We start from the raw sequence: 25462 nt of genomic DNA, 5'->3' as shown, positions 1-25462 counted from the left end.
ACTATCTTACCTCGTAAACGCAGCTGGCACTCCGCCATCCACCGTTAACATACATCCAGTTGTTCTATCTGATTTTGATGAGGCAAAGAATGCGATTGATTCAGCGATATCTGAAGGATAGATATTAACTAATAGAGTTGTACGTTTGCGATAGTGATCTTCTAATTGATCAGGATCAATTCCATATGCTGCAGCACGTTCTTCACGCCATCTTGATCCCCAAATAGTAGATCCTTGAAGAACGGCATCAGGAAGGACAGAATTGACACGAATGCCAAACTCGCCGCCTTCAGCAGCAATACATCTTGCCAAGTGTGTTTCAAGTGCTTTTACAGAACTGTAGGCAGCTGCATTTTTTCCAGCAAATACAGAGTTCTTCGATCCGATAAACACCATGTTTCCACCAATGCCTTGCTGTTTCATTTGCTTGAATGCTTCGCGGGCTACTAGGAAATAACCAGTTCCTAGTACATTCATATTTAAGTTCCACTCTTGAAGAGACGTTTCGTCAATTGGACTTGATGTAGCAAGGCCAGCATTGTTTACAATGATATCAACCCCGCCAAACGTAAGTGCTGTTTGATCAAAGGCTGATTCAACTTGCTCTTCTTTGGTTACATCCATCTTCACAGCAAGGGCACGATTTGCTCCGTACTTTTCATTAATTTCAGCGGCAACCTTTTCTGCACCTTCAAGATTCAAGTCTGCTACAACTACATGTGCTCCTTCAGAAACAAAGCGACGGCAAGTTTCACTGCCAATTCCACCAGCTCCGCCAGTAACAAAAGCTACCTTTCTAGAAAACTCAGCTTCAGCTGGAGCAAGCGATAATTTATATAATTCTAATGGCCAATATTCTACGTTGTAGGATTCATTTTCACTTAATGAAACAAAGTTTCCGAGTGTAGTAGAACCTTTCATTACCGCAATTGCACGGTGGTATAATGCACCGCTGACTCTAGAGTTGCTAACATCCTTTCCAGAGTTCACCATACCAATTCCAGGGATTAAGATAACACGTGGAGCTGGTTCAAACATTTGATCGCCTTCGTGTTTGTTGCGGTCAAAGTATTCTTTGTACTGTGCTTTGAAATTGTCAATCCCTTCTTTTACACTAGCAATTAAGGCTTCTACGTCCTTCGTTTGTGGATCCCAATTGATATAAAGTGGAACCATTTTTGTGTGGACGAGATGGTCTGGACAGGCCGCACCTACTTGAGAAAGCTCTGGTGCTTGGTGACTGTTTACAAATTGAATAACATCTTCACCACGGTCAAACGTTAACAGCATTTTCTTTTCATCACTTACTGCTCCGCGGATCACTGGCATTACTTTTGCTAGGATGCTAGTTGCTTCTTCGTCGGTAAGAGATTCATATTTTTGACCACCAAAAACGGTTCCTTCATTAATTCTTTCATTTATATATTGTTCTGCTTCATTAATAATTTCGATTGTTTTGGCATAGGACTCTTCTGAAGTTTCTCCCCACGTAACAAGTCCATGTTTTTCCATTAAGACAAGCTCCGCATTTGGGTTATTTCTTACTCCTTCTGCGATCATTTTTGAAAGTGTAAAGCCTGGCCGTACATATGGAACCCAAACAAAACGATTTCCAAAAATCTCTTCAGCAAGCTGCTTCCCATTATCAGCACAGCATAGGCTAATAATCGCATCTGGATGTGTGTGGTCTACATGGTTATATGGTAAGAACGCATGTAATAATGTTTCGATCGATGCTCTTGGATGTTTACTGTCAATCATGCAATGTGAAAGATAGGACACCATATCCTCATCTGTCATTTCATCACGTTCAAATAGTGGACGGATATCTTCTAGAATTAGGCCTGTAAAGTTATGAGCCTTCATTGTTGCCAAATCGGAACCGCTTCCCTTTACCCACATCACTTCTATATCACGACCGCGAAAATCCTTTTCAGTTGTCTTCATCGATGTATTGCCGCCACCCCAGTTACATACGGCACGATCTGATCCAATCAAGTTGGACCGATACACTAATTCTTCTACTCCTTTTAAAACTTGTGAAGCCTTTTCAGTATCCCAAAGATTCTTTACCATCTGAATTCCCCCGTTTGTTTATTTATGCGTTTATTATGTTCTGTTTTTTATTATAAATCATTTTTGTTTATTTTTGAATATACAAAATACAAATTTTTATTTTTATTTATTTCTGTTTGTACCTTTTTCTTGCAATGAATAACCCAACATCATGTCGAAGGATTAAAGCGGACTCTAATTTATCTGCACGATTTTCGACATAGACAAAACATAAAGAAAGACCCCTACCAATTAAAGATAGCGGTCTACTCTTATTTATTAAGGTAAATTATGATGATTTGTTTTTATTATAGATATCAAAAGCTACTGCAGCTAATAATACAAGGCCTTTGATACCTTGCTGCCAATCTATTCCTAAACCTAGTATGGACATTCCGTTATTCATGACACCCATAACAAGACCACCAATAATAGCCCCTGGAACCGTACCTACTCCACCATATGCTGATGCCCCGCCAATAAAACATGCTGCAATCGCATCAAGTTCAAAAAGATTTCCTGCTCTAGGTGTTGCAGCATTTAATCGAGCAGCAAACAGTAGCCCAGATAGAGCTGATAACACTCCCATATTTACAAAGACCCAGAATGTAACCCGCTTTGTTTTGACCCCTGATAAACTGGCTGCTTTTTCATTTCCGCCTATCGCATAAATGTGACGCCCTGCAATTGTTTTTGTTGTAATAAATTGATAAGCCAATATTAATAAAGCCAAGATAACTAAAATATTAGGAATTCCTTCGTAAGTAGCAAGAACGTACACAAATACATTAATTAAGGCAACTATTGCAATAATCTTCAAAATGAAAATTCCTATTTGTGAAACATCTAAATTGTATTTTATTTCAACTTTTCTAATTTTCAATTCATTGAAGATTAGAATGACAGATAGCAGAGCTCCAATGACAAGAGTTAAAATATGAAGGTTCGCTCCACCAAACACATCTGGAATGAAACCTGAGCTAATTTTTTGAAATGTTTCAGGAAATGGGGCGATTGATTTGCCCTCCAACACAACCATAGTCAATCCTCTAAACAAAAGCATTCCTGCTAGAGTAACAATAAACGCAGGAATTTTGACATATGCCACCCAAAATCCTTGCCAAGCGCCAATAAGTGCACCAATTAATAATGAGATTATAATTGCGGCTGAGATTGGAACTTCATAATTAACCATTAAAATAGCAGATATAGCTCCGACAAAGGCTGCTATTGAACCAACCGATAGATCAATATGTCCGGTAATAATAACTAAAATCATCCCTATTGCCAATACTAAATTTTATAAAAGCCCTTACATTTCAATGATTGGAAGATTCATTGAGCATAAGTTTCAATTATTGCATCATTACTATATTCTTAGCTAATAGCTGATTTATTTTTACTAACTCTGGATTCAAAAGTTCTTTATCTTTGCCATATCATACATTTTCCTGCGATAACTCTCAATACTTTTTTCTTTAAAAAATGCTTTTCTCAAAAATCTTTAACCCTTTTATCCCTGCATACATTTTGGCCATATCAAAAAGAAGCTTTGTTAATTCCCCTCTCAGGAAATAACAAAGCTTCTCAGATACTAGTAGGAGTCAGACTTATTTTTACTCTTGTACAATCTGGTATAGTTCATTTCGATCAATGATGCTGCCGGTAAATTCATGCGTCAACTTTCCATCCTCGTTAAAAATAAAGGTTTTATTATCATGTAAAACTTCCGAATTCTTTTTTTCAAAATGTTCACCAAGCGTGTCTGCCAAGTTTTGAATCTCATTCATATCTCCTGTCAGCATTTTTAAGTAGGACATATCGAAATTCATTTTCTTTGCGTGTTCCTTCATGGCTTCTGGTGTATCATTTTCAGGGTCAAGGGAAACGGAAACGAGTAAAAGATTATCTGTATTGTTTCCCTTCGATTTCAAATCCTGTTGCAAGTTGCTAAAGTTCCCCAACAAAACCGGACATGCATTCGGATCCACGCAATTCACATAAGTAAAGGTCAAAACGACGGTTTTTCCAATCAGATTTTGTTTTGTGACTGAATTCCCATTTTCGTCGATTAACTTAAATTCAGGTAAGGTAACTTCTTGGGTCACTTTATGAGCATTCTCCAAAGTTTTTGCTTCGACAGTGAATTGCTTTTCTTCTTCAACCATTTCCCCGTCGTGTTCCACTTTAATTGAAGCTACCCAGTCACCGTTCATCGCTAAATTAGCAGTTCCTATATATTTGCCGTCACCTAATTCTTCCACAGTGACAGGAGTTGTCCCGTGATCCATGTTTTTCATATTTAAATTGGCATTCACTTCGGCACCCTCAATCGGATTTCCCTTATTGTCGACTACGGTAAATTGCATCGCAATTATTTTTCCTGGGGTAAATGTTTTTGGCGTGATAAGTTTCACAGTTAAATTATTGGATGCCCCACAGCCCGCGATAAATATGATAATAAGACTCATTATAAAGACAGAAAATCGGTTCATCTTGCCAAACCTCTCAGTCAGATAAATTTTAATATCTCAGCTCCCTTTCACTATATACTACAATCTTCATAAAAACTGTGAAGTATTATACAGTTTCAACCAAAATGAAAAGGTAGTTACCTGCGCTTTTCGAATTTTTTTTGAACATTATTAAGACAGTATCAATTCGCCAAATTTCTCCACATCATTATACAAATTTCTACGATATTCATTGCTATATTTTATGACAGTACCAGATTAATAGTCTTTTATATAGGGAGGGAATTTTTATCGAGCTTGGAGAAGAACTAGATATGCCGATGAGTGTTTATTAATGCGGTGTTGGCGCATGAATTATTCATGCGCCTTTTTCAATCATCAATAGGCCTTGAGTTTATCTTTCTCATCAACCTGTAGTCTAGAAAGCATCGGCCTGTTGTTCTTCCACTCCACATGAACTGGAAGATTGAAAAACGCCGTTAGTTTTTGACTAGATATCAATTCACATGTCTTTCCATCTGCAAAAACTTGTCCCTCTTTTAGTAATAAGGTTTTAGTGAAAACTGGTAAAATTTCTTCGATATGATGTGTTACATAAATCAATGTCGGAGCACCGGAATTTTCTGCAATTTTTTCAATCGATTCTAACAGTTGTTCGCGCGCGATAAAATCCAATCCATTCGTAGGTTCATCGAGAATGAGCAAAGAAGGTTCAGCCATCAACGCACGAGCAATTGAGACACGCTGCTTTTCTCCTTGTGATAATTTGTCGTAATTTCGGTTCGCATACCTTATACAACCAAGTGATTCCAATAGTTCAACAGCCTTTTTTCTCATTTCATCTGTCGGTGTTTCGTAAAGACCGATAGAAGCAAAGGCACCGCTTAAGACAACCTCAAACGCATTATCCCCTGGATGAAATTTTTCCTGAAGGGATGAAGAGACAAATCCGATCTGTTTACGCAGTTTCTCACTTAGATAGGTTTTCCCAAATTCCATCCCCAGTACAATTACTTTTCCTTTTGTCGGGAAATTATAGGCATTTATTAAATTTAATATGGCTGTCTTACCCGAGCCATTTAATCCAAATAAAACCCAGTTTTCGCCTCTATTAATCTTCCAATTTACATCTTGTAAAATCCAATTTCCTTCTCGTAATAAAGAGACATTTTCAAGCTTTAAAACCATCATTTTTACTCCTTTCTATCATTCGTAGGTTGAATATAAAATTTTGGCAACCCCATTGTACCAAATTTTCAGAAAACAAAAAATAAGTCCTACCAAAATGAGGACTTAAAATAGGATTTTGAATCTTTTAGCTGAGTCTTCCTTAAACAAGGACCTTTTTCAGTTTCTCCGTAAGTGCTGGTATCACTGTCTTGTAGTCGGCGATTACACCGAGATTGGCCCGTTTAAAAATGGGTGCTTCTGAATCTGTGTTGATGGCAACAACGGTCTTTGCACTGGTAATGCCTGCTAGATGTTGACTGGCACCGGATATTCCGACCGCAATATAAAGGTCTGGAGCAACAACAGCTCCCGTTTGTCCTACCTGCAGGTTAGAAGGAACCCATCCAGCGTCACATGCTGCCCTTGAAGCACCGACTGTCCCGCCCAGTAGTTCTGCAAGGGACTGCAAATCTTGAAAGCCTTCAGGTCCGCCAAGACCTCTACCGCCGGAGACAATAATTGTAGCATCCTCAAGACGGATATCTGACAAGGCAGACTGAATCTTCACCACCAGTTTTGTTAAAACAACTTCCTCTGGAACGGAGTAATCAACAGAAATGATTTCACCTATGCGCGTTGAATCAGGTACAGCCAGTTCCTGACTCTTTTGGCGAATGCCAACAACCACCTTAGGACGTGTAGTTGAATACTCCCCATATGCTTTATCACCATAAATTGGGCGCACCCATGTCAGCTTATCGCCTTCAGTTCTAAAATCAGTCACCTCTGTTATGGCAGATGCGCCAATGCGTGTAGCCAGTCGACCTACAAGATCCTTACCCATTCTATCGAAGGAGAGGAGCAGCGTATCGGCAGCAGATTGTTGGAAAACAGTGAAGAGGCAATCCACGTAAAGTTCAACCTGATATTCAGAAAGTAAAGGATTATTAATGGTATATACTTTGCTTGCTCCAAAGGCAATTGCTTCCTTTGCACCAGCCTCAGTCGCGGGTCCAACCAAGACAGCCTCCACACTTCCGGCGGTGGCACTTGCCAATCGACTGCCGAATGCCAGTGCTTCCTTGGCACCAGGGCTTAGTAATTCTTCTTGCTGATTTGTAAAGATAAGGATTTTGGACATAGTTTGAGACCTCCTATAATATCTTGAGTGCCAAGAGCTTGTCAGTCAATTCAGCTGCGAGCTCTGAGCCATCGCTGCCAGAAAGGATTTCGCAATTGACATCTCTGTTTAGGACGTAGGCCCGCTCCAATTTAACACCCGGCTGACACCGCACATGCTCTAAATCAATATCATCTGATTCAAATCGAGTGATTGGCTTGCTCCTCGCAAGTCGGATATCTTTAACCTTTGGGAGGCGAGGGACATTTGCCTCAGAACTGATAATTGTAAAAACAGCTGGAAACGGAACACTCGCCACAGTATAACCGCCTTCTGCTTCGCAAGTAGACTTTACACTGCCTTCATCCAGTTCAAGTTCGGAGACAAGCGTCACACAAGGAATCCCAAGTTCTTCAGCCATGACTGGTCCAACAAGGCCTTCCTCAATGTCACTTGCTTGATATCCGGTCAGTACAAGCTCCGCACCACCAAGGGTTTTGATAGTTTCCGCAAGGATATGCCCAACGGCCTGACCGTCGAGATTTTCCCACTCCGAATCCCAAACTCGTACGGCAGCGTTTGCCGTGAAGGCAAAGGCTCGGCGCAGAACTTCCTCCGAGGATTCGTCACCCAGGCAGATGGCAGTCACCGTAGCACCCGGTGTTTTATCTCGAAGTTGAATAGCCAATTCAAGCGCGTTCTCGGCAAAAGAGTCCAAAACCATGTCGGAATCTCCATTCACCGGACAATTGGTCTCTGGGTCAATTTGAAAATAACGCGGAGTAATTTCCGGATCAAGAACATGCTTTAGGCATACGACGATATGCATCTCTAGTTCACCTCTTGTCTTTTTATTTGGTTAACCTTTTACTTCTACTCCTGCCCTTACTGCTAATCCTCGCTGGTTAGTAGGATTTGGGTATGGGTCTAATCCGTACATTTCTCGTAATCTTGCAACCGCTTCTGCTGGTGGTTTTGAGTTGTAGTAACCGCTCCGGGTCATATATACTCCTGATACTCTTTTTAGGTCCGCTAGTGATTCGCACATCTTGATTCCGGCACCAAATGAGTCAACGACAGGTACGTCACCAATCCTTGAAATCCCGAAGGTTGCAAGGAAAACGTTCATCGGCCCCTCGCCTGGGACAATCACATCGGCTCCTTGAGAGATGGCAGTCTCGGCTGCTCTTTGAAATGCCGCAATAACTGGCTCAGGATTACTGAAGCCTGCGAGCACATCATCAAAGCTTGATTCCAGCGGCACAATTGGTCCGAGCTTTTCGCCGAGGCCGTACCGGGCGGCGTTTTGTCTAAGTTCGTCTGCCAATGGGGTTAAAAAATTGACTACTCCGATACGGTCTCCAAGCATGGATGCCATATGGAAGGAGGCTTGCCCATAACCAACCACAGGGATATCAACGAGCGTGCGTGCCTCCAAAAGACCTACGTCAGGAATGGTCCCAATAAACATCGCATCGTATCCTGCGGCTTCAGCCATTAATGCAGCACGAACGAACTGCTCCCGGTGCAGGTTCTGCAGGTAGGAATGAGTAATAAAATGCCCGGGGTAATGTGTGGGATATGTCTCTTCAGACATGCCATGTAGAACGACCTCCACGTCTGGTCGTGCAATCTTCCGCACATGGTTCATGATTGCATCTCGGTATTGAGGAACCCGGTCAATCGTGGTTAGGCTCTGATGCCAGATTTTCATAAAATTTACCTCCTTTTTGTGCCCTTTTCGAAAAAATATATAAAAAGAGCGTTTTTGTTATTAGATTTGTTTGGAAAAAGTGTATCGATGTTTATTTTTGCGGAAATTCATCGTTTGTTAGTGAAATTTAATAGTCTATGAGCGAATTCTCAAGCCATATCAGCGTATTCCCCGGTTCTATCAGCGGATTTCCGAGTTCTATCAGCGAATCCAAATTTTATGAGCGAATTTAACCATTTTATGGGCGAATTCACCAATCTTATGAGCGAATTTTTTACCTTTATGGGCGAATTCAACCATTCTATGAGCCAATCCTAATCTGAGCCTTTCCACTCCCATGCAATTCAATTATTTTACTGTTACCTCTTTCAATGCCTCTTGGACTGCTATCCGTCCAAACACCGCACATTTCCCTAAAGAACTTCCGGTCATGTAACCTGCACCGTGGAATCCACCTGTCACCTCTCCAGCTGCATACAATCCTGGAATGGGCTCACCGTATGGATTCACCACTTGTGCCGCTTTGTTCACCGACATCCCTGCGTATGTTGCCAGCATCGCGACTGTCGACTCAAATGCATAGAATGGTGCCTTCTCAATTGGTGTTGGTTTTCCATAGTTATGTGTTAATGACTTCCTGCCGAATTGAGGATCTTCTCCGTCTTCAATCCCTTGATTGTATCTGGAGATTGTTTCTTCCAATACTTCATGCGGCACATCAATACAGTCAGCCAATTCCTCCAGTGTGTCCGCTTGATATAGAAGCCTGCGCCGCTTCAGTAATTCCAAATCATAGAGAGGGTCATCGTGAACACTCTTGTTCATAACCGTTTGGTCCCAAAGCTGGAAACTCACTTGATCAAGCTGCTCGAAAGCAGCCTTTCCTAATAGTTTATAAGAAATAGACTCGTTAACGAACCGTTTCCCAAATTGGTTGACCATGATTGCACCCTTGTAGAAGGCTAACCCTTGAGACTTTACTGGTCCTGCAGCTGTAGGATGAAATCCATAGGTCCCATTCAAGTATGGTAAATCCTTTAACCAGGCCCCATGCTCACATGCCATCCGTATTCCGTCCCCATGATTTCCACGGCCGCCAATCCTTAGTGCTCCCTTTAATTGGGGGGCAAACTGCCCTAATAGATCCTCGCTTTTTGCAAACCCTCCAGATGCAATGATTACCCCTTTGGAGGCATGCACAAATCGCTCTACCCCTTCGGCCACATATAAAACACGATCAATCCAACCATCGTCATTTTTCAATAGTCTTCGTGCTGGAGCATTGAATCGAATGGTCACGTTTGACATCAGCTTAACCCTTCGCTTAAGTGTTTGAATCGCTTGGTGTGGGTCAATAATATGTCCGCGGGGAACACTGTGACCGCTAACCGCTTCGAGTGAGCGGAACTCAACACCGTGCTCAATAAGCCAATTATATGTCTCTAATTGGTGCTGGCCATAAGCTTCAACAAGTGCCTGTTCATTCACCCCGCCGCCGACCTCAATCATGTCCGCCAATAAGGTCTCGGTTGAATCGATGATACCTGCCTTCTCTTGCATATCTGTTCCGGCAAAGGCCATATAACCTGAACTTAGAACCGTACTGCCGCCTAGTTCATCCTGTTTCTCCAGGAGAAGGACGTGTGCACCCGTTTCACCTGCCTCAACTGCAGCACTCATCCCCGCTAACCCGCCGCCTAAAATAATCAAATCATAGGTTTCCATCCATCAACACCCTCTTACTCTAGGTTATTTAGCACTTCTAATGCTGCCTGGCAAACCTGCATATCGTGAGTATAATGTCCGCCACTAACCCCAACACCACCAATCAGTTCGTTATTGATTTTGATTGGATAACCACCGCCAAAAATAATCAATCTTGGAGTGTGAACAATCCCATGCAGCAATGGTGGATCATCCTTTAATCTGTCGTACCATTCGTGTGTTGCTCTATTATAAGTGGCAGCAGAAAATGCTTTATTTTGAGCAATTTCCAAACTTAATACCGGTGCACCGTCCATGGCGGCAAACGCTTTTAGGTTCCCCACACGATCAACGATTGAGATGCTAAACGGCATACCTAGTTCTTTTCCCTTAACAAGTGCCGCCTCTAACATTTTATTAGCAAGTGCTAGACTGATATTTTTTGATTCAATAGCTGGAATTAATTTTTCCATTATGATTTCCCCTTCCAACTTTTAGAAATATTTATAAATTTACTGGTCGTCCGTAACCAAATGCTTCAATCGCGGTAGCAGTTACAGCTTGACTCTTTGGCAAACATAAATCGACGATGACATTAGCAAGGTCTATTGGATGCAACCAATTGTCTTTATTCACATCAAAATCGTCCATCATCTTTGTATTTACTGGACCTGGGCAGACCGCATTCACTCTAATTTTGTAAGGCTTTAATTCTTCACCCAGTGCTTTGAAAAATCCGAGACATGCGTATTTGGAAGCAATGTAGGCACTTCTGTCAGGACCGCCTTTTGTTCCCCAAATCGACGATAGATTGATGATCACACCGTGTCTTTTCTCCATCATTTGCGGCACGACTGCTCGAGTACATAAATAGACTCCACGAATATTAACATCTTGTACAAAGTCCCATTCTTTAACCGTCATTTCATTGAACGGCTTAAGGAGCATGACACCCGCATTATTGATTAATATATCAATCGAACCCAAACTTTCTTGTGTTGTCTGGACTGCTTGATTTATATCCTCTTCTGAACGAACATCCCCAGTAAGGGCGATTGCTTCGCTCCCAACCATCTCAGAAATATAGGAAGCAGTTTCTTTGCTTTCAGATTCATTGTCGGAAAAAACAGCAACTTTAGCACCTTGTTTCGCTAAGAGAATACAGGTCTCTCTGCCGATTCCTCTTCCTCCCCCAGTTACTAACGCCACCTTGTCTTTTAATTCCAAAAAACCTCACCCTTTCTCAAGAAAACCCTCTACTAAACCTCTAATTTCTTTGAATCAGTTACGTAAGCAACAGCATGACCACCGGCACGGCGGCCAAACGCAAGACCCCTTAGCACAGATGTCCCGCCTGGATATTTCCCGTAATAAAGACCAGCCGTTTCACCGACTGCATATAAACCTGGAATCGGATCATGATCTTGAGACAGAACACGCCCATTCGTATCGGTAGCTAATCCACCATTGGTGAAAACATTGGAGCAGACAATTGGATAGGCGATAAACGGAGCCTTATTAATCGGAATCGCCCAATTGGACTTCGGCGGCGTAATTCCAATCGCCTGTTTTCCATCTTTTTTATCCCAATGAAATTCACCCGGTTGAACAGCAGCGTTATAGGATTCAACCGTAGCCGTTAATTGGCCGACAGGCACACCAATCTTCTCCGCCAGTTCTTCGATCGTATCAGCAACAATGGCCGGTATATCGGTTTCCACAGCTCGTTCATAGTTTGGAATTTCATACATCTTTTGATCGCCGATCATATAGGCAATATGACCAGGAAGATCGTGGAATATTGTCCGTGCAACCTCTTCATATTGCTCATCGACTGTTGTTTTCCCCTCATCAACGAAACGATTTCCATTCTGATCGACTAGAATAAAGTAAGGGTATGTCATTACAGCAGCCTCTTCCCGTTTACTTCTTGGGTCGACCGGTTCAGCATGGAAAGAATCAAATTGACCAGCCGTTTTTGCCCCTAGCTCCATTGCCATCCGGATTCCTTCACCTTTGTTAAACAATCCACCCTCGGCTACTGTCCGAACTTTATGAGCATCTCTGCCAACATATTGTGCCATCATCTCCTGATTTCCCTGAAATCCACCTGACGCTAACACAACAGCTCCCACTTTTAATTGAAGGGAAGTGCCACCTTTAACCCGCACCATCAGTCCATTGACGGAACCTTCGTCATCAAGAAGTAATTTCCAAGCAGTAGCCTCGTAAATAATCTCTACGCCAAGTCCACCTGCACGGCGGGATAGTGTGTCAACGATGGCACGACCGCCGCCTACTGGAAGTAAACGTGGCTTTGATGCGGTTAAAAACATTGTTGGCAGGTAGTCGAACTCAACCCCTTTTTCCTGGACCCAGCGAAGTGTGCTGCCAGCATCCTTGGCGAGAGTTTCTATGTACTCCCGATCGGAATAGTTGTCTGAAAAAGCGAGCATGTCTTCTACGAAATTATCAGCCACTTCATCGAGATTCTTCATCCGCATATAGGAGGCAGTCCAACGAGAATTTCCACCCCTATGGTCATAATCAGCTCGTTCTAAAATAGCTATTTTTAAGTTCTTATTTTCCTTTTTAGCCGTTTCAGCGGCAGATAATGCGGCTGAGGTCCCGGCAACTCCACATCCAATGACTATAATGTCGTAATCTACTTCTCTCCCCACAACTAAGTCCTCCTTTAAAGTTCTTAATTTATTAAAAAAGTAAAATCACTTTTTAATTAATGACTGATTTTCTCCATACTTGTTTTCCCACTCTTTAATCTGATTGAGTTTAAAGAGTGATTGTCGCTCTTCCCACGTACAAATTAACTCGTGAACATTTTCGTGTGAACCTTCGGATTTTAATATTCTTAACGACTCTGTGATTCCTTTGATGGCAGAGCGAAGAACAGTATTAGCGCAAAGCATGATTTTAAATCCGATCTCTTCTGCTTCTTTCAAGGTAATCAGCGGGGTTTTACCGCCTTCTACCAGATTTATTACCTGTGGTATCCCTTTTAATGAGCTGGTAATTTGCTTTAATTGTTCCATGGTTGTCGGCGCTTCAACAAAAATAATGTCGGCTCCAGCTTCCGCATAGGCATTTGCCCTGTCCAATGCATCTTCCATGCCATTTACGGCTAATGCATCCGTACGGGCGATGATTGCTAGATTTTCATCTCTCCTAGTGTCAACAGCAGCTTTGATTTTCCCGACCATTTCATCTTTTGAAATAACATCTTTCCCATTGAAGTGGCCGCATTTCTTAGGTGAAACCTGGTCTTCCATTTGAATCGCTGCTACACCTGCTCTCTCAAACTCTCTTACAGTACGGATAACATTAATCGCATTACCAAAGCCTGTATCGGCATCGACGACAATCGGAATCGTCGTCACATCCGTCATCCTTGCTACAATGTCAACCACTTCTTTTAAGGAAGTCAGGCCTACATCCGCCCACCCTAATTGAGCATTAGATATTCCAGCACCAGTGGCGTATATCGCTTGAAAGCCGATTTCTTCTATTAATCTAGCAGACATTGCATCATAAGCACCTGGTAAGATAAATGAACCAGGTTGGTGTAATAGTTTTTGGAACTCTTTCGTTTTATTCACTTTTTATAGCCCCTCTTTTTTAAAATTATCTTTTATTAAAACTTCTGGTTATCCGATTTGAACAACTCCTTGAATCCACCCATGCTCTTGATAAGAATTTTTCACTTTTCCGAGGATTTGTTCGTGCCAAATGATAGAAAGAACACCATTATCATTGGATGTTAACTCTGAAACTAATTTTAGCGGAATCAATTCTTTTTCTTTTGTAACAATCATTTCTAGCACTTGTGATTGATTTGCTCCTCTTACTGTGACTACATACTTTCCCGGAGCAGGCAATGTATAATGAGGCCTTACACTTAGTGAAGTACCGTCCCATTCACATGCCACTTCATAGGGACGTCCTAAAAATGCTGGCAGATCCTCAATATTTCCACTGGCCAATTTTTCACGAATGCAGGTTGAACTAATTTTCTCCCCCTGGTATTCCACTTTATCTACCTTTGTCACTTCGAGGATCCCGCCTGAATCACTTATCAAGCGGTCCATATTTCCAACTCCACGAAAACCATAGGTATAATCAAAGCCGGCAACTGCATGGACGACACCAAGATCAACTAAATACTTAGCTGCAAACTTTTCTGGGGAAAGTGACGCAAATTCTCTATCGAATTCAACGATATAAAATATGTCGACCCCCAGTTCACAGAATATTTTTTCCTTATCAGAAAGCGGCATCAGATAATCAACATGTGTCTTTCCAATGGATAAAACTGTTTTCGGATGTGGAAAGAAACTCATCACAGATAGTGAAAGATTCCTTTCTTTTGCTTTCTGAAAAGCTGTTTTAATCACTTCACGGTGTCCATTATGAATACCATCAAAAAATCCTAGGGCCATGACGCTGAGGCTTGCTTTTTGCTGATAGTCCGCTAGATTTTCCGGGTTCAAATAAATCGTTTCCATGCAGTTCCCTCCTAATCATTTAATCTACGCCTCAATCATTATTAAATATTTTTCGTATTGCTTGAAAGACCACATAATTCTCGGCCAAAGTTTTCTTTGGATGTAATTGGCGAAACTGTTCTGTGGGTGTATAGAGCAGCAAAGTCACGTCCGATACTTTGCATCGGGTTCCCATTGCCCACATAGGCCGAACCCGTTGCAAGGATTAAGATATCGATGGCTTCCTTACAGGACTGCACCGCATAGCCGATATTGGCCAATGCCTTGACTCTTTCAAATTTGCTCATGTACTCGCCACTTGTAGCGCAAGCATCAAGGCGGTCAGCAACTTGGTAAAAGTGCATGGCAGCGGTTTCAATTTTTAGCGATGCTTCTGCCGCTTGATGATGAGTGGTAACGGCATCACTTAGGTATTCAACCCCCAAATTCGCCGCTCTTCGATTTGGCAATTTTTCCATGAATAATTCTAAAGCTGCCTTCGCCATTCCTAAGCCCGGAACACCGATTGACATCGCCAGCGCAGGGAATAGTGCTGTATTATAGAGTGGAATATCTCGAAAATGATCAGATTGAAACTTTCCAGCAATGGCGTCTGTAAAGGATACAACCCGGTGATCTGGAACAAAAACATTTTTCATATTGATACTGTTACTTCCTGTGCCGCAAAGTCCCATTACATGCCAATCGTCCGTAATTTCCACTTGGCTCATTGGTAAAGTAATCAAGCCTTGATCAACGACGTTTCCATCTTCATCGATAATTGGCATTCCGAAGTATCCCCATGTCGCATGAAGGGAGCCAGAGCAAAACGGCCAATAACCTTCTTCAATGATGTAACCGCCTTCAACCTTTTTCACCTGAATCTTTCTTGGTTCAAATACACCTGAAAAAACAATATCATCACCAGATCCGTAAATTTCCTGATGCGTCATTTCAGAAAAGGATTCCGATATCATCAATTCCCGAATACAACAAAGGGCAACAATCCAGCCGGTTGATCCACAGCCACGGGAGATTTCCGTCACAATATCCGTATACGTTCTCATGTTTGTTTGGTAGCCGCCAAATTGTTTTGAACGAAGGATATAGAAAAGGCCAGACTCTTTTAATTCGTTAATTGTGGCATCTGGAATTCTCCGAATTTCCTCTGTCTCTTTTGCTCGTTCGCGTAATCTTGGTACAAACGATCGTGCCTTTTCTACCAGTTCAGTCTGTACATCCAAGATAGTACTCGTCATCATCGCATCTCTTCCCTTCCCATTTGATTTAGCCCATCTATTTTAGTAAGTATTAAATGAAGTTTTGTTCATAATTAAATTTTAGAAAATTCGGTAACTTCAATCTAGAGTAAAAATCGTTTGAGTTAGCGCAGTTTTTAGATAGTTTTTATTGGTTTTTTTATTTGCATGAAGTTTGTATCGAATTTTGATCTCCTTTTTTCGTTATTTATCCATAAAAAAACACCTAAAATTTGATTTAGGTGCTTATCTGGCGGATAACCTTCCATTACTGGCGAATAGCTGCTATTTACTGGCGGATACGCATCTTTTACTGGCGAATAGCGCCTTTCTTCCTAGTACCTAAGGGCATTCGATTCCAATCCTGCCAGAACCCGTCCGTAGTTTTCTTTTGTGATCGTTGGTGAAAGCGAGCGGTGTGAATACAGTGTCCAAAAATCACGGAAAATTCTTTGTAGAGGGTGTCCCTCATAAACAAACCCTGATCCACTGGCGAGCATCAAAATATCGAGAGCCTCTTTACACATTTGATTTGCATAACCGATATCTGCCAATGTCTTTACTCGTGCGTGACGATCCATGTGTTTCCCGCTTTCCGCCCAGGAATCAATCTCATGAACGACACGATAATAATGCATTTCAGCGGTATCAATTTTTAAAGAGGCATCAGCCAACAGAAGATGGGTGCTTGTGGCATCTTTGGAGTATTCAACCCCAATATGACTAGCTCTTCGATTGGGAAGGAATTCCTGGAAGAAATCCATTGCAGCCTTCACCACCCCTAAGCCAGGCAAACCTAATGATAAGATCAGGGATGGAAAGAGTGCCGAATTATATAGTGGAATATCACGCAAGTGCTGTGAATTAAAATTTCCGTTCAAAACTTCAGAAAATGAAACGCAACGATGTTCTGGAATAAAAACATTGGTCATTTTAACACTGTTGCTGCCTGTTCCTTTTAAGCCCATTGTATGCCAATCATCCATGATTTCTAACTCATCAAATGGCACCGTCATTAAAGCTTGATCGACTAATTTTCCGTCCTCATCTGTAATCGCCATCCCAAAGTATCCCCATGTCGCATGAAGGGAGCCAGAGCAAAACATCCAAATTCCTTCTTCAACCAAATACCCGCCATCCACTTTCTTCGCAATGCATTTTCTTGGTTCATAAACCCCAGCAAATAGAACATCTTCCTCATTTTCTCCAAAAATCTCCAAATGTGTTTTTTCAGTAAAAGATTCAGCGACCATTAATTCCCGAATCGCACAGAGCGCTACAATCCAGCCAGTGGAAGCACAGCCCCGGGAAATCTCGACAATACAATCGGCATAGGACTTCATATTGGTTTGTAAGCCGCCATATCGTTTCGGACGGAGCAGCTTGAACATACCTGCTTCCTTTAATTCCTTTATTGACGCTTCAGGGATTCGACGAATTTCTTCCGTTTCCGTCGCCCTTTCCCTTAATTTCGGAACTAGTGAGCTAGCTTTTTCTACAAGAATATTGTCAAATTCTTTAAGTTTCGGCATTAAAACATCTCCTCTTTTTCTTTTACTTGGGTAATAAAACGTGAGGCGTTTTCACCGGCAATTTTCCCAAATACCGATCCTGCCATTAAGCCAGCACCACCAGGGTAATTAAAGTAGAATAGGCCGCCTACCAGTTCACCCGCAGCATATAACCCGGGAATCGATTGGGACATTACATCTTGAACTTCGGTATTGGTGTTTATTTTTAAGCCGCCAAACGTAAAGGTGATTCCGCATGTGACGGCATATGCCTCAAATGGACCTTCATCTAATGTATTGGCCCAATTGGATTTCCGCACCGCTAACCCATCTGTACAACGGCCATCCTTAATATTAGGGTTGAATGGTATATCTTTACGGACAGCCTCATTGTATTCCGCTATCGTCTTTAAAAAACCTTCCTGATCCACATCGTCAAGCTTATCAGCCAATTCTTCTAAGGTATTCGCTTTTACCTTTGTTACCTTTCTTCCCCGATATTCGTCGCGTAAGAGCTTGGCTACTTTAGCATCGAATATCTGCCATGCAAATTGTCCTGGCTGCTTGAGGATCAATTTCCCATATCTCGCATAGGTATAATTGCGAAAGTCAGCCCCTTCGTCGACAAACCGTTTTCCTTCGGCGTTTACTAGGACTCCAAACGGATAGCTGAGTTTTTGGAACCCTTCTGTAAATTCAGGTAAATAACGATCTCCGCCAACTGAATGACAGCCTGACCAGTTTCCAGCTGCAAGAGCTCCAATATTTAGCGCCATTTGAATACCCTCGCCGGTGTTAAAACGGCTCCCTCTTGCTTTAGCTAAATCCCAATTTGGACCCAAGTATCGAGTTCTCATCTCCTGGTTGGCATGAAAACCCCCAGATGCTAAGATAACTGCTTTCGCATGGACTTTTGTTGTTTTTCCATTATGTTTAAAAACGACCCCATGCACCCCATCATCATCGTGGATGAGTTCGGTCGCCATAGCATTAAATAATACTTGAACACCTAAATGTTCAGCTTCCTCGTGGAGTGCACCGACTAACCCTGGACCTCCACCAACAGATTCAACAATCATTCCGCCCCAAAATTTAAAGATGCCCTCCACTTTAAAGGCTTGGCGACCGTAAATCGGAACCCACCTGACTTTATGGGACTGCATCCATTTCATCGTTTCAAAGCTTTTACTTGTTAAGAGGGAAGCAAGCTCTGGGTCGGTTCGATATTCCGTTATACGGCACATATCATCAAAAAATTCTTCCTCCTTATAGGAACCAAAATCTGTCATATCTATATCTTCTTGTGTAAGGTCAGGCATAATTTGCTTTAACTCATTGACATCCTTGTAGGCAAAACGAATAGAGCCATGGGTAAACGTGCTATTGCCCCCTTTTTCAACCTCTGGAGCTTTTTCAAACACAATGACATTGGCACCATTTTCCCGTGCAGCTATTGCAGCACACATTGCGGCATTCCCTGCCCCTACTACAACAATATCAGTTTCATAGATTTTGTTTTCCTTCATAAGACTGTCCCTCGCTTTCAAAAAAGCTGACTCAAGCTATTTCCTGAGTCAGCTTATACATCACGCTTCGATCGTTGGTTTATTCATTTCCTTATCGCTTACGGTTTCTCCCCAATAGGTGTTAGCAATCGAGTGTTCTTCCTCCGTCCACTCGACCGGTTCCCAGTCTGGTTCAAAAATTAAATAGGATCCGCTAAATAATTCCACACGGCAGCCGCTGCCAGGGTCACATACATAGAGATAAAATGCTTGAGATACCCCATGTTTACCAGGACCAATGAATTTAATGCCTTCTTCTGCAAGAATATCAGCAGCCCTTAGGATATCTTGGGCATTATCGAGCCAATAGGAAATGTGATGAAGCTGGTTCGGTGTTTCGGCTTGCGGTCTTGAAATAACTGCAATATCGTGAACTAAAGGAGTAACGCTCATCCAGCCTGCGACAGTCGTTTTTTTATGGTATTTCACATATTCACGTAGCTTAAACCCTAATTGGCTGCCTAAGTAATCTAGTATTTCACCGACATCCATGGAAGTAGCAATATTTACATGGTCAAATCGCCTTGGGGAGCAGCCGCGCGCCCATGCTTTGTATGTTTGATTTTTTAAGACAGAACGTCTTTTTTCATCTGCTTTAGGTTTTTCTACATCATAGTAAATTTCAAAAGAATGCTGGCTTGGCAGTTTAAAGCGTATCGCCCTTCCTTGGCCGGCTTCTTCGCCCGCTTCAATCCAGTTAACCTCTGTTCCAGCTTTTTCAAGCAGTTGGGCAAATCCCTCCACATCTTCCGGTCGTTTCGTTCTCCATCCAATATGATCAACGTACCCTTTATCTCCTGCTGTTAATGAGAGGGAATGATGTTCAAAGTCACCCCATGCACGTAAGTAATAGGTTCCGTTTTTTTCTTCTATTACTTCTAATCCAATAACATCCCTGAAAAACCATAAAGATTTTTCCAAATCCGGTGTGACGAGTGCTACATGTCCTAACTTTGCAATCTCTGGTAAAGTCATCTTTATACCTCCGCTCCTAATGTTTTTTAGATTGTACTAGAGAAATAGTTTTTAATTAAATTATTAAAACTTTCTTGGTTCTCAATTTGCGTCCAGTGGCCGCATTGACCGTATACATGCAATTGAACATTCTGGAGATGTGAGAGTAGGTAATAGCTAGATTCAACTGAGCAAACCATGTCATCACGTCCATGAACAAGTAAGATTGGGTTTTGGATCCGTTTAAGTGCTGTTACTGGCACAGGGACAGCTGCTGTTGCAAAGATGGATTCGTTGGAAAGATGGATTTCTGGACGCATCGCTGTCTCATATCGAGTAGCAGCAAGTGAGTCAATTTCTGGGGCAAGTTTTTCCACATCATACACGAACCAGCCCATAATTTGACGCATTTTCTTTTCGGATGGATTGTCGTAGAAGCCCTTTGCCCGAGCTAGTTCAGGACTTAGCTTTGTATTCGGTGTCCCTCCAGGTCCCATTAAGACAACACGGCCAAAACGTTCAGGATATTCTACTAATAGTTCCAATGCAATGGAACAGCCTAACGAATTCCCAACCACGTGAGCCTTTTGTATCCCGTAGCGATCCAGCAGTTCAATCAGCTGATTTACCCATAGGTCCATCCATCCCTGTCTGTTCTTTGGAAGTGATTCAGGATGTCCACTCTGTCCGAAGCCAAGCAGGTCTGGAGCAATACAGTCATATGTTTCACCGCACGCATTTAATGCGTATCGCCAGTTAGCCCATGCGAAAACACCTGGTCCTGAGCCATGTAAGAATAATATAGTTTCAGAATTCCCCTCACCCGAGCGATTTACAAATGTTTCAAAGTTTTCCGTTTTAACTAATTGTTGAGTAATGTTTGCCATTTTGAAATTCTCCCCCTTCTGTAAATAAAACAATCATGGGAACATCCAATAGAATGTAACCCTTTTCATATTTTAATCCTATCTAAATTTTAGAAAATTCAATAATTTTAATCTAGAGAAAAAATCATCTGACTTCCTACTATTTTTAGATAGTTTTTATTGGTTTTTTAATTATATTTCTACGACTATTTTGTCTTCCATTTCATTCTGATCTTTCTTCGATAATTTAAGTGTTGTGAGTGTGATTAAACTGATAAGCAGGAATCCAGCTATGATAAACATCGCTTGTTTAAAAGTGAAAACACCCATTATATAGGGTCCAACGAAACCGCCTAATGAGGAAAGAGTGCTTACTAAAGCAATGCCAACAGGTGCAGTAGATTCTGAGAAGAAGAAAGTGATATATGCATAAAAAGTACCTGATATACCATATAAACCAGCGGAGGTAATGGAAAGCATTAAGACCATAAATGGAACGCTTGATACAAAAGCACAGCCAATGAATCCAACCATGGCAATAAACACACTTGCTCCTAAATGCAATTTGTGAGAGTTCGTTCGATCTGCATTCCATCCCGTAAAAAGAATCGACGGAATCGCAACAATCGATGGAATCATAGCTAACCAGCCAATTTGTAAGTTAGTTGTTGAAGATGAAGATAAAGATTTAATAATGGTTGGCATCCAATAAGAGAGTGCATTCACTGCGATAAAACCAGCGATATTAAATAAAGCTAATTTCCACAATTTTGACTCTTTCAACATGCCAAGATGAGAGGTTTTATTTAACTTGGCACTTAATTTTCGTTCCTTATCTAATTCTCCCTCAAGCCAAGCTTTTTCTTCCGTCGTTAACCATTTTGCGTTAGCAGGTTTATTGGTCAAATAAAATATAACCACAACCCCTAAAATAACAGCTGGCAAACCTTCTAAGATAAACATCCATCTCCACCCCGCCAAACCACTCCATGAAATTGTATCCATGATCCAAGTTGACAACGGGGCACCGATCAACGCACTTAATGGCAAGGCAACAAAAAAGAGCGCTGTTGCTTTCCCGCGTTCCCGTGCCCTAAACCAATATGTTAAATATAGTATGATCCCTGGGACAAATCCTGCTTCAGCTGCACCCAGTAAAAAGCGTAATATATATAAGTGGGTTGCTGATTGGATAAAGCCCTGTAACACAACGACAATTCCCCAAGTAACCATAATACGGGCAATCCACAACCGTGCCCCCACCTTATTCAAAATCATATTACTAGGAACTTCAAAGAGGAAATAACTGATAAAAAATAGACCAGACAACAAGCCAAATACTTCAGCTGTTAATGACAAATCCGCATTCATCTGTAAGGCTGCATACCCCATATTAACTCGGTCTAAAAAGGCAACCACATACAAAAGCAAAATAAATGGTAAAATTCTTTTCATTGTTTTCTTCACCGTGCTTTTTTCAATCAGATTAATAGATTGTCCTTGATTCAAATAAATTCCTCCCTATAAATAGCTCGAATTTGAAAGTGCTTACATTTTTATATTTTAGAAAATTCCGCATATTGTATCTAGAGTAAAAACTATTGGAATTTACACTATTTTCAAGTTGTTTTTGTTGGTTTTTATCAAATGATGAACTCAATAAATTAGAGCAATCCGATTAGGACTGCCCTTAGTTGTTTATATATTTAGCTCTCCTAATGCCATCAGTGAGTCAAGAATTAGCAAGAGCTGATAGCTTTGGGAAGAATCCCGCAAATCTTTATTGATGAGCGCTTCAATCTTATTGATTCGATACATTAGACCACTCATAGATAAGGAAAGGTCATCCATCGTCTGCTGAAGTTTTCCACCATTGGATAAAAAGACATAGAGTGTTTTCAGTAACTCTTTTTGTTTCATATCATTTAATTTATATAGTGGTCCTAATTCTTGTTTTGCGATTTTCTTAATCCCGCTTACATTTTTTGAATTTATTAGGACACCAACTATCCCTAAATCTTTAAATCCATTAATTTTTTTTTCTGTGGACATCCGTAAGGCAATTAATGACTCTTCGAAATAATCCAATATACTCTCAATATCCTCGGATTTATCGCTTATCCCGACTTTATAATGATAAGATGAATACGTTGTTTCAATATGTTTCAGGATTTTTTCCATTACAGCGATAATATTTGCTGTTTCGGGTATCAGCATTATAATCTGACCCTCATACTGACCAATTAACGCTTTATATCCTTGGATATCGAGATACTTGGCAATAGTCTCTAATATTTGGTCATAGTGATCAAAGCTATTCTGGGTGGTCATTCCCTTCTCTTTATAATCAATTGCGGCAATATAATAAGGGTTCTCAAGGTTAAATCCCATATGCCAGCCACGCTTGATAATTTCCTCCTTGGAGGAATATTGCCCCTTAAGGATTTGTTCTAAAAAATACCCCTTCATTTTTTCTAGTGCTTCAAAACTTGTTTTTTCGTTTAAAAGGTACAATGAGGCGGCATTGGCAACCCTCTCTATAAACATAATATCCGTTTCTGCGCTTTTCCCTAGGTCATTTATATAAAAAAAGGTACAATATCCAATTACTTTTTTTTGGACAATAATCGGCGTAATCAAACGTTCCTGATTTTCTGTCTTTATTCTAGTCGTTTCATTAAATAATGGCAGCAGGTTGTGATTATTCCTATTTTTTCGAATTAAATTCTCTTTTAGGTTGTGATTAAGACTAATATATTGCTCATCTTTCAGCCCTGAGTAAACAATTTTTTGGAAGCTCAAATCTTCAATAGAAATTGGGATTCTCAATAATTTAAAAGTGCTATCAGCAATATCCTGAAGATTGCTTCCATTCGAAACACTTTCCGTTAATTTCTTATGAAATTTAGATACGGTTTCGATAAAATTCCGCTGCTCTAACAATTGCTCATAAGTATACTCCAGTTCATCAATGATATTACTTTCATGATAGAATTTAAGTTCCTCTTGAATTTCATTTCCCCAATCCTCTTGCAGTCTTGCTTCGAAGCAGCATTCAGCATCTCCCATAGCAATACAGCTAATTTCCTTAACAATGACACTCTTCCTGCAGACAGTTGACATATAACCGCTTGCATATCCTGTCAAGGTATGACAAACCGGTGCTTCTGATTGGCCATGGTGCTTGATATGCTCCATTGCTTCAAATGAGTCAATCCATTTTCCTTTGCCAAGGATCGATTTAATGGTTTCTGAATCACTCATTTCGATTATTCTTTCGGACTTCATGTCTCTAAAATGTCCCGTGCTTAAATGAAGAATCGATGCTTGATTAAGAAGGTCATTGATCGATGAACTTGTTTTCATTGCTTCTTCTGCATCACTAACACCTAAATTCCAACCATAACGAAGTAGAAACCCTTTTGCTCTTTTAGTCCCTAGATTCTCTATTAATCCTTTCCTTAGGAGTCCAAAAGCAGCAGAAGTTGAAAGGATTTTTTTATTTCCATCTTCTCTGGAGCTAGGTTTATATGATTGGGCTAAGTTACTCAATATTAATTCCCCCTCTCAATTTAAGGGTTAAAAGGAGTTTACATGGCTTTTCTTTATACTTGGAACGACTTTATTTATTTGTTCGCCAAGATCGATTAATCCATTTGAGCTACGAATTTGGCAGCGAATGACATCGCCGTCCTTCAGGTATTTGCCACTGATTAATTGTCCTTCTTCAAGTAAATCCAACTTTTGTTGATAAGGAATAGCCATGTTTGATAAAAGTTCCAATACTTGTGGAGTTAGATTTAGAGCAACCCCGCCTGCAGTTCCAGTAACTATCAGATCCCCTGGGGATAAATCCATAATTTCTGAGAGCTCTGTAAGGGTTTCTGCCGGTTTGTAAAGCAGTTGATTTGAATTGGCAGATTGCCTTAATTCATCATTCACCCAGAGATTTAACTCAAGATCATGAAGCAATGGCAGCTCTTCCTTGTCAAGCAAATAAAGATAAGGACCTGTTGGACAAAAAGTTCGGTAGCTCTTACCTTTCAACCATTGCCCCTGAGAAAGCTGAACATCTCGCGCAGAAACATCATTAACAATCACGAGCCCAGCGATATACTGATGAAGGTTTTCGTCAGTTATATCTGACTCCTCTGAGATTTCTGTTCCAATTACGAGACCAAGCTCCAATTCATAATCTAGTAGTTTAACATCGCGCGGCCTTACAATTTCGCTAGTGGCGCCGCAAAGGGAACTGTCAGCTTTGCTAAAAATCATATTAAATGGAGCTCGTGCAGCTTCCATTCCCGTCTCAGCACGATGCTCTGAGTAATTGACTCCCTGACAAATGATTCGTGCTGGCTTTGTCACTGGACTCAAAATGGTCGCTTCATTTAATGCAACACATTCTGTATTACCTTGAACATTGATGGTACGAGCTTCTTCTTTCCCATGCTCCAAAAAATCAGCTAAACTTTGGTATGTACCTGATAAAAGGCGGATTTGATCTCCTGATACCACTCCCCATTGCTCTTTTTGTTCCTTTTTGAATCTAACAACTTTAATACCCATTT

21 protein-coding genes are annotated in these 25462 nt (G+C 41.1%); all 21 read right to left on the bottom strand.

Translation table 11 applies throughout. The features are described 5' to 3' along the window. Positions 1-6 precede the first annotated feature (6 nt). The gene (locus tag CCK98_RS10075) at positions 7-2076 is read right to left on the bottom strand and encodes a bifunctional aldolase/short-chain dehydrogenase (protein ID WP_088086463.1); all 2070 of its coding nucleotides are present in this window, start codon (positions 2074-2076) and stop codon (positions 7-9) included. Between the two features lie 268 nt (positions 2077-2344). Continuing rightward, positions 2345-3334 carry a multiple monosaccharide ABC transporter permease gene (gene mmsB / locus CCK98_RS10070; protein ID WP_088086462.1) on the bottom strand — a complete coding sequence of 330 codons (990 nt, stop codon included), beginning with the start codon at positions 3332-3334 and terminating at the stop codon, positions 2345-2347. Positions 3335-3671: 337 nt separating this feature from the next. After that, positions 3672-4550 carry an SCO family protein gene (locus tag CCK98_RS10065; protein ID WP_088086461.1) on the bottom strand — a complete coding sequence of 293 codons (879 nt, stop codon included), beginning with the start codon at positions 4548-4550 and terminating at the stop codon, positions 3672-3674. 357 nt (positions 4551-4907) lie between these two features. Beyond that, complete coding sequence (locus CCK98_RS10060) at positions 4908-5717, bottom strand: ABC transporter ATP-binding protein (RefSeq protein WP_088086460.1); 810 nt, start codon at positions 5715-5717, stop codon at positions 4908-4910. A gap of 142 nt (positions 5718-5859) precedes the next feature. After that, positions 5860-6840 (bottom strand): electron transfer flavoprotein subunit alpha/FixB family protein, encoded by a 981-nt coding sequence (locus CCK98_RS10055; RefSeq protein ID WP_088086459.1) that lies wholly within the window; start codon positions 6838-6840, stop codon positions 5860-5862. 13 nt (positions 6841-6853) lie between these two features. Beyond that, positions 6854-7543: a hypothetical protein gene (locus CCK98_RS10050; protein WP_256942541.1), complete on the bottom strand. Its 690-nt coding sequence runs from the start codon at positions 7541-7543 to the stop codon at positions 6854-6856. Positions 7544-7678: 135 nt separating this feature from the next. Beyond that, a complete protein-coding gene (locus CCK98_RS10045; protein ID WP_088086457.1) occupies positions 7679-8533 on the bottom strand; it encodes an aspartate/glutamate racemase family protein in 855 nt (284 codons plus the stop codon). Between the two features lie 348 nt (positions 8534-8881). Continuing rightward, complete coding sequence (locus CCK98_RS10040) at positions 8882-10258, bottom strand: flavocytochrome c (protein ID WP_088086456.1); 1377 nt, start codon at positions 10256-10258, stop codon at positions 8882-8884. Between the two features lie 14 nt (positions 10259-10272). Continuing rightward, positions 10273-10710, bottom strand: a complete 438-nt coding sequence (locus CCK98_RS10035) for a heme-binding protein (protein ID WP_066252865.1) — start codon at positions 10708-10710, stop codon at positions 10273-10275. A gap of 31 nt (positions 10711-10741) precedes the next feature. Next, on the bottom strand, positions 10742-11464 hold the full coding sequence (locus CCK98_RS10030; RefSeq protein WP_088086455.1) for an SDR family NAD(P)-dependent oxidoreductase: 723 nt from the start codon (positions 11462-11464) through the stop codon (positions 10742-10744). A 32-nt stretch (positions 11465-11496) separates the two neighbouring features. Next, the gene (locus tag CCK98_RS10025) at positions 11497-12918 is read right to left on the bottom strand and encodes an FAD-binding protein (protein WP_088086454.1); all 1422 of its coding nucleotides are present in this window, start codon (positions 12916-12918) and stop codon (positions 11497-11499) included. Positions 12919-12963: 45 nt separating this feature from the next. Continuing rightward, entirely contained in the window at positions 12964-13851 is an 888-nt protein-coding gene (locus CCK98_RS10020; RefSeq protein ID WP_088086453.1) for an oxaloacetate decarboxylase, read from the bottom strand. Positions 13852-13899: 48 nt separating this feature from the next. Further along, positions 13900-14757: an FAD synthetase family protein gene (locus CCK98_RS10015; RefSeq protein WP_088086452.1), complete on the bottom strand. Its 858-nt coding sequence runs from the start codon at positions 14755-14757 to the stop codon at positions 13900-13902. A gap of 41 nt (positions 14758-14798) precedes the next feature. Next, the gene (locus CCK98_RS10010) at positions 14799-15998 is read right to left on the bottom strand and encodes an acyl-CoA dehydrogenase family protein (protein WP_256942296.1); all 1200 of its coding nucleotides are present in this window, start codon (positions 15996-15998) and stop codon (positions 14799-14801) included. A gap of 332 nt (positions 15999-16330) precedes the next feature. Then, the gene (locus CCK98_RS10005) at positions 16331-17527 is read right to left on the bottom strand and encodes an acyl-CoA dehydrogenase family protein (RefSeq protein ID WP_088086450.1); all 1197 of its coding nucleotides are present in this window, start codon (positions 17525-17527) and stop codon (positions 16331-16333) included. Continuing rightward, positions 17527-19032, bottom strand: a complete 1506-nt coding sequence (gene tcuA, locus CCK98_RS10000) for an FAD-dependent tricarballylate dehydrogenase TcuA (RefSeq protein WP_088086449.1) — start codon at positions 19030-19032, stop codon at positions 17527-17529. The genes CCK98_RS10005 and tcuA overlap by 1 nt, the downstream gene beginning before the upstream one ends. A gap of 60 nt (positions 19033-19092) precedes the next feature. Then, a complete protein-coding gene (locus tag CCK98_RS09995) occupies positions 19093-20046 on the bottom strand; it encodes a VOC family protein (RefSeq protein ID WP_088086448.1) in 954 nt (317 codons plus the stop codon). Positions 20047-20072: 26 nt separating this feature from the next. Continuing rightward, on the bottom strand, positions 20073-20912 hold the full coding sequence (locus CCK98_RS09990) for an alpha/beta fold hydrolase (RefSeq protein ID WP_088086447.1): 840 nt from the start codon (positions 20910-20912) through the stop codon (positions 20073-20075). A gap of 171 nt (positions 20913-21083) precedes the next feature. Further along, positions 21084-22400 (bottom strand): MFS transporter, encoded by a 1317-nt coding sequence (locus tag CCK98_RS09985; RefSeq protein WP_088086446.1) that lies wholly within the window; start codon positions 22398-22400, stop codon positions 21084-21086. Between the two features lie 189 nt (positions 22401-22589). Further along, positions 22590-24443 carry a XylR N-terminal domain-containing protein gene (locus CCK98_RS09980; protein ID WP_088086445.1) on the bottom strand — a complete coding sequence of 618 codons (1854 nt, stop codon included), beginning with the start codon at positions 24441-24443 and terminating at the stop codon, positions 22590-22592. A gap of 27 nt (positions 24444-24470) precedes the next feature. Next, the gene (locus tag CCK98_RS09975; RefSeq protein WP_088086444.1) at positions 24471-25460 is read right to left on the bottom strand and encodes a fumarylacetoacetate hydrolase family protein; all 990 of its coding nucleotides are present in this window, start codon (positions 25458-25460) and stop codon (positions 24471-24473) included. Between the last annotated feature and the right edge of the window lie 2 nt (positions 25461-25462).

Source organism: Bacillus sp. OV166 (assembly GCF_900177675.1).
Classification (GTDB): domain Bacteria; phylum Bacillota; class Bacilli; order Bacillales; family Cytobacillaceae; genus Neobacillus.
This window is presented reverse-complemented; position numbering and strand designations above follow the sequence as displayed.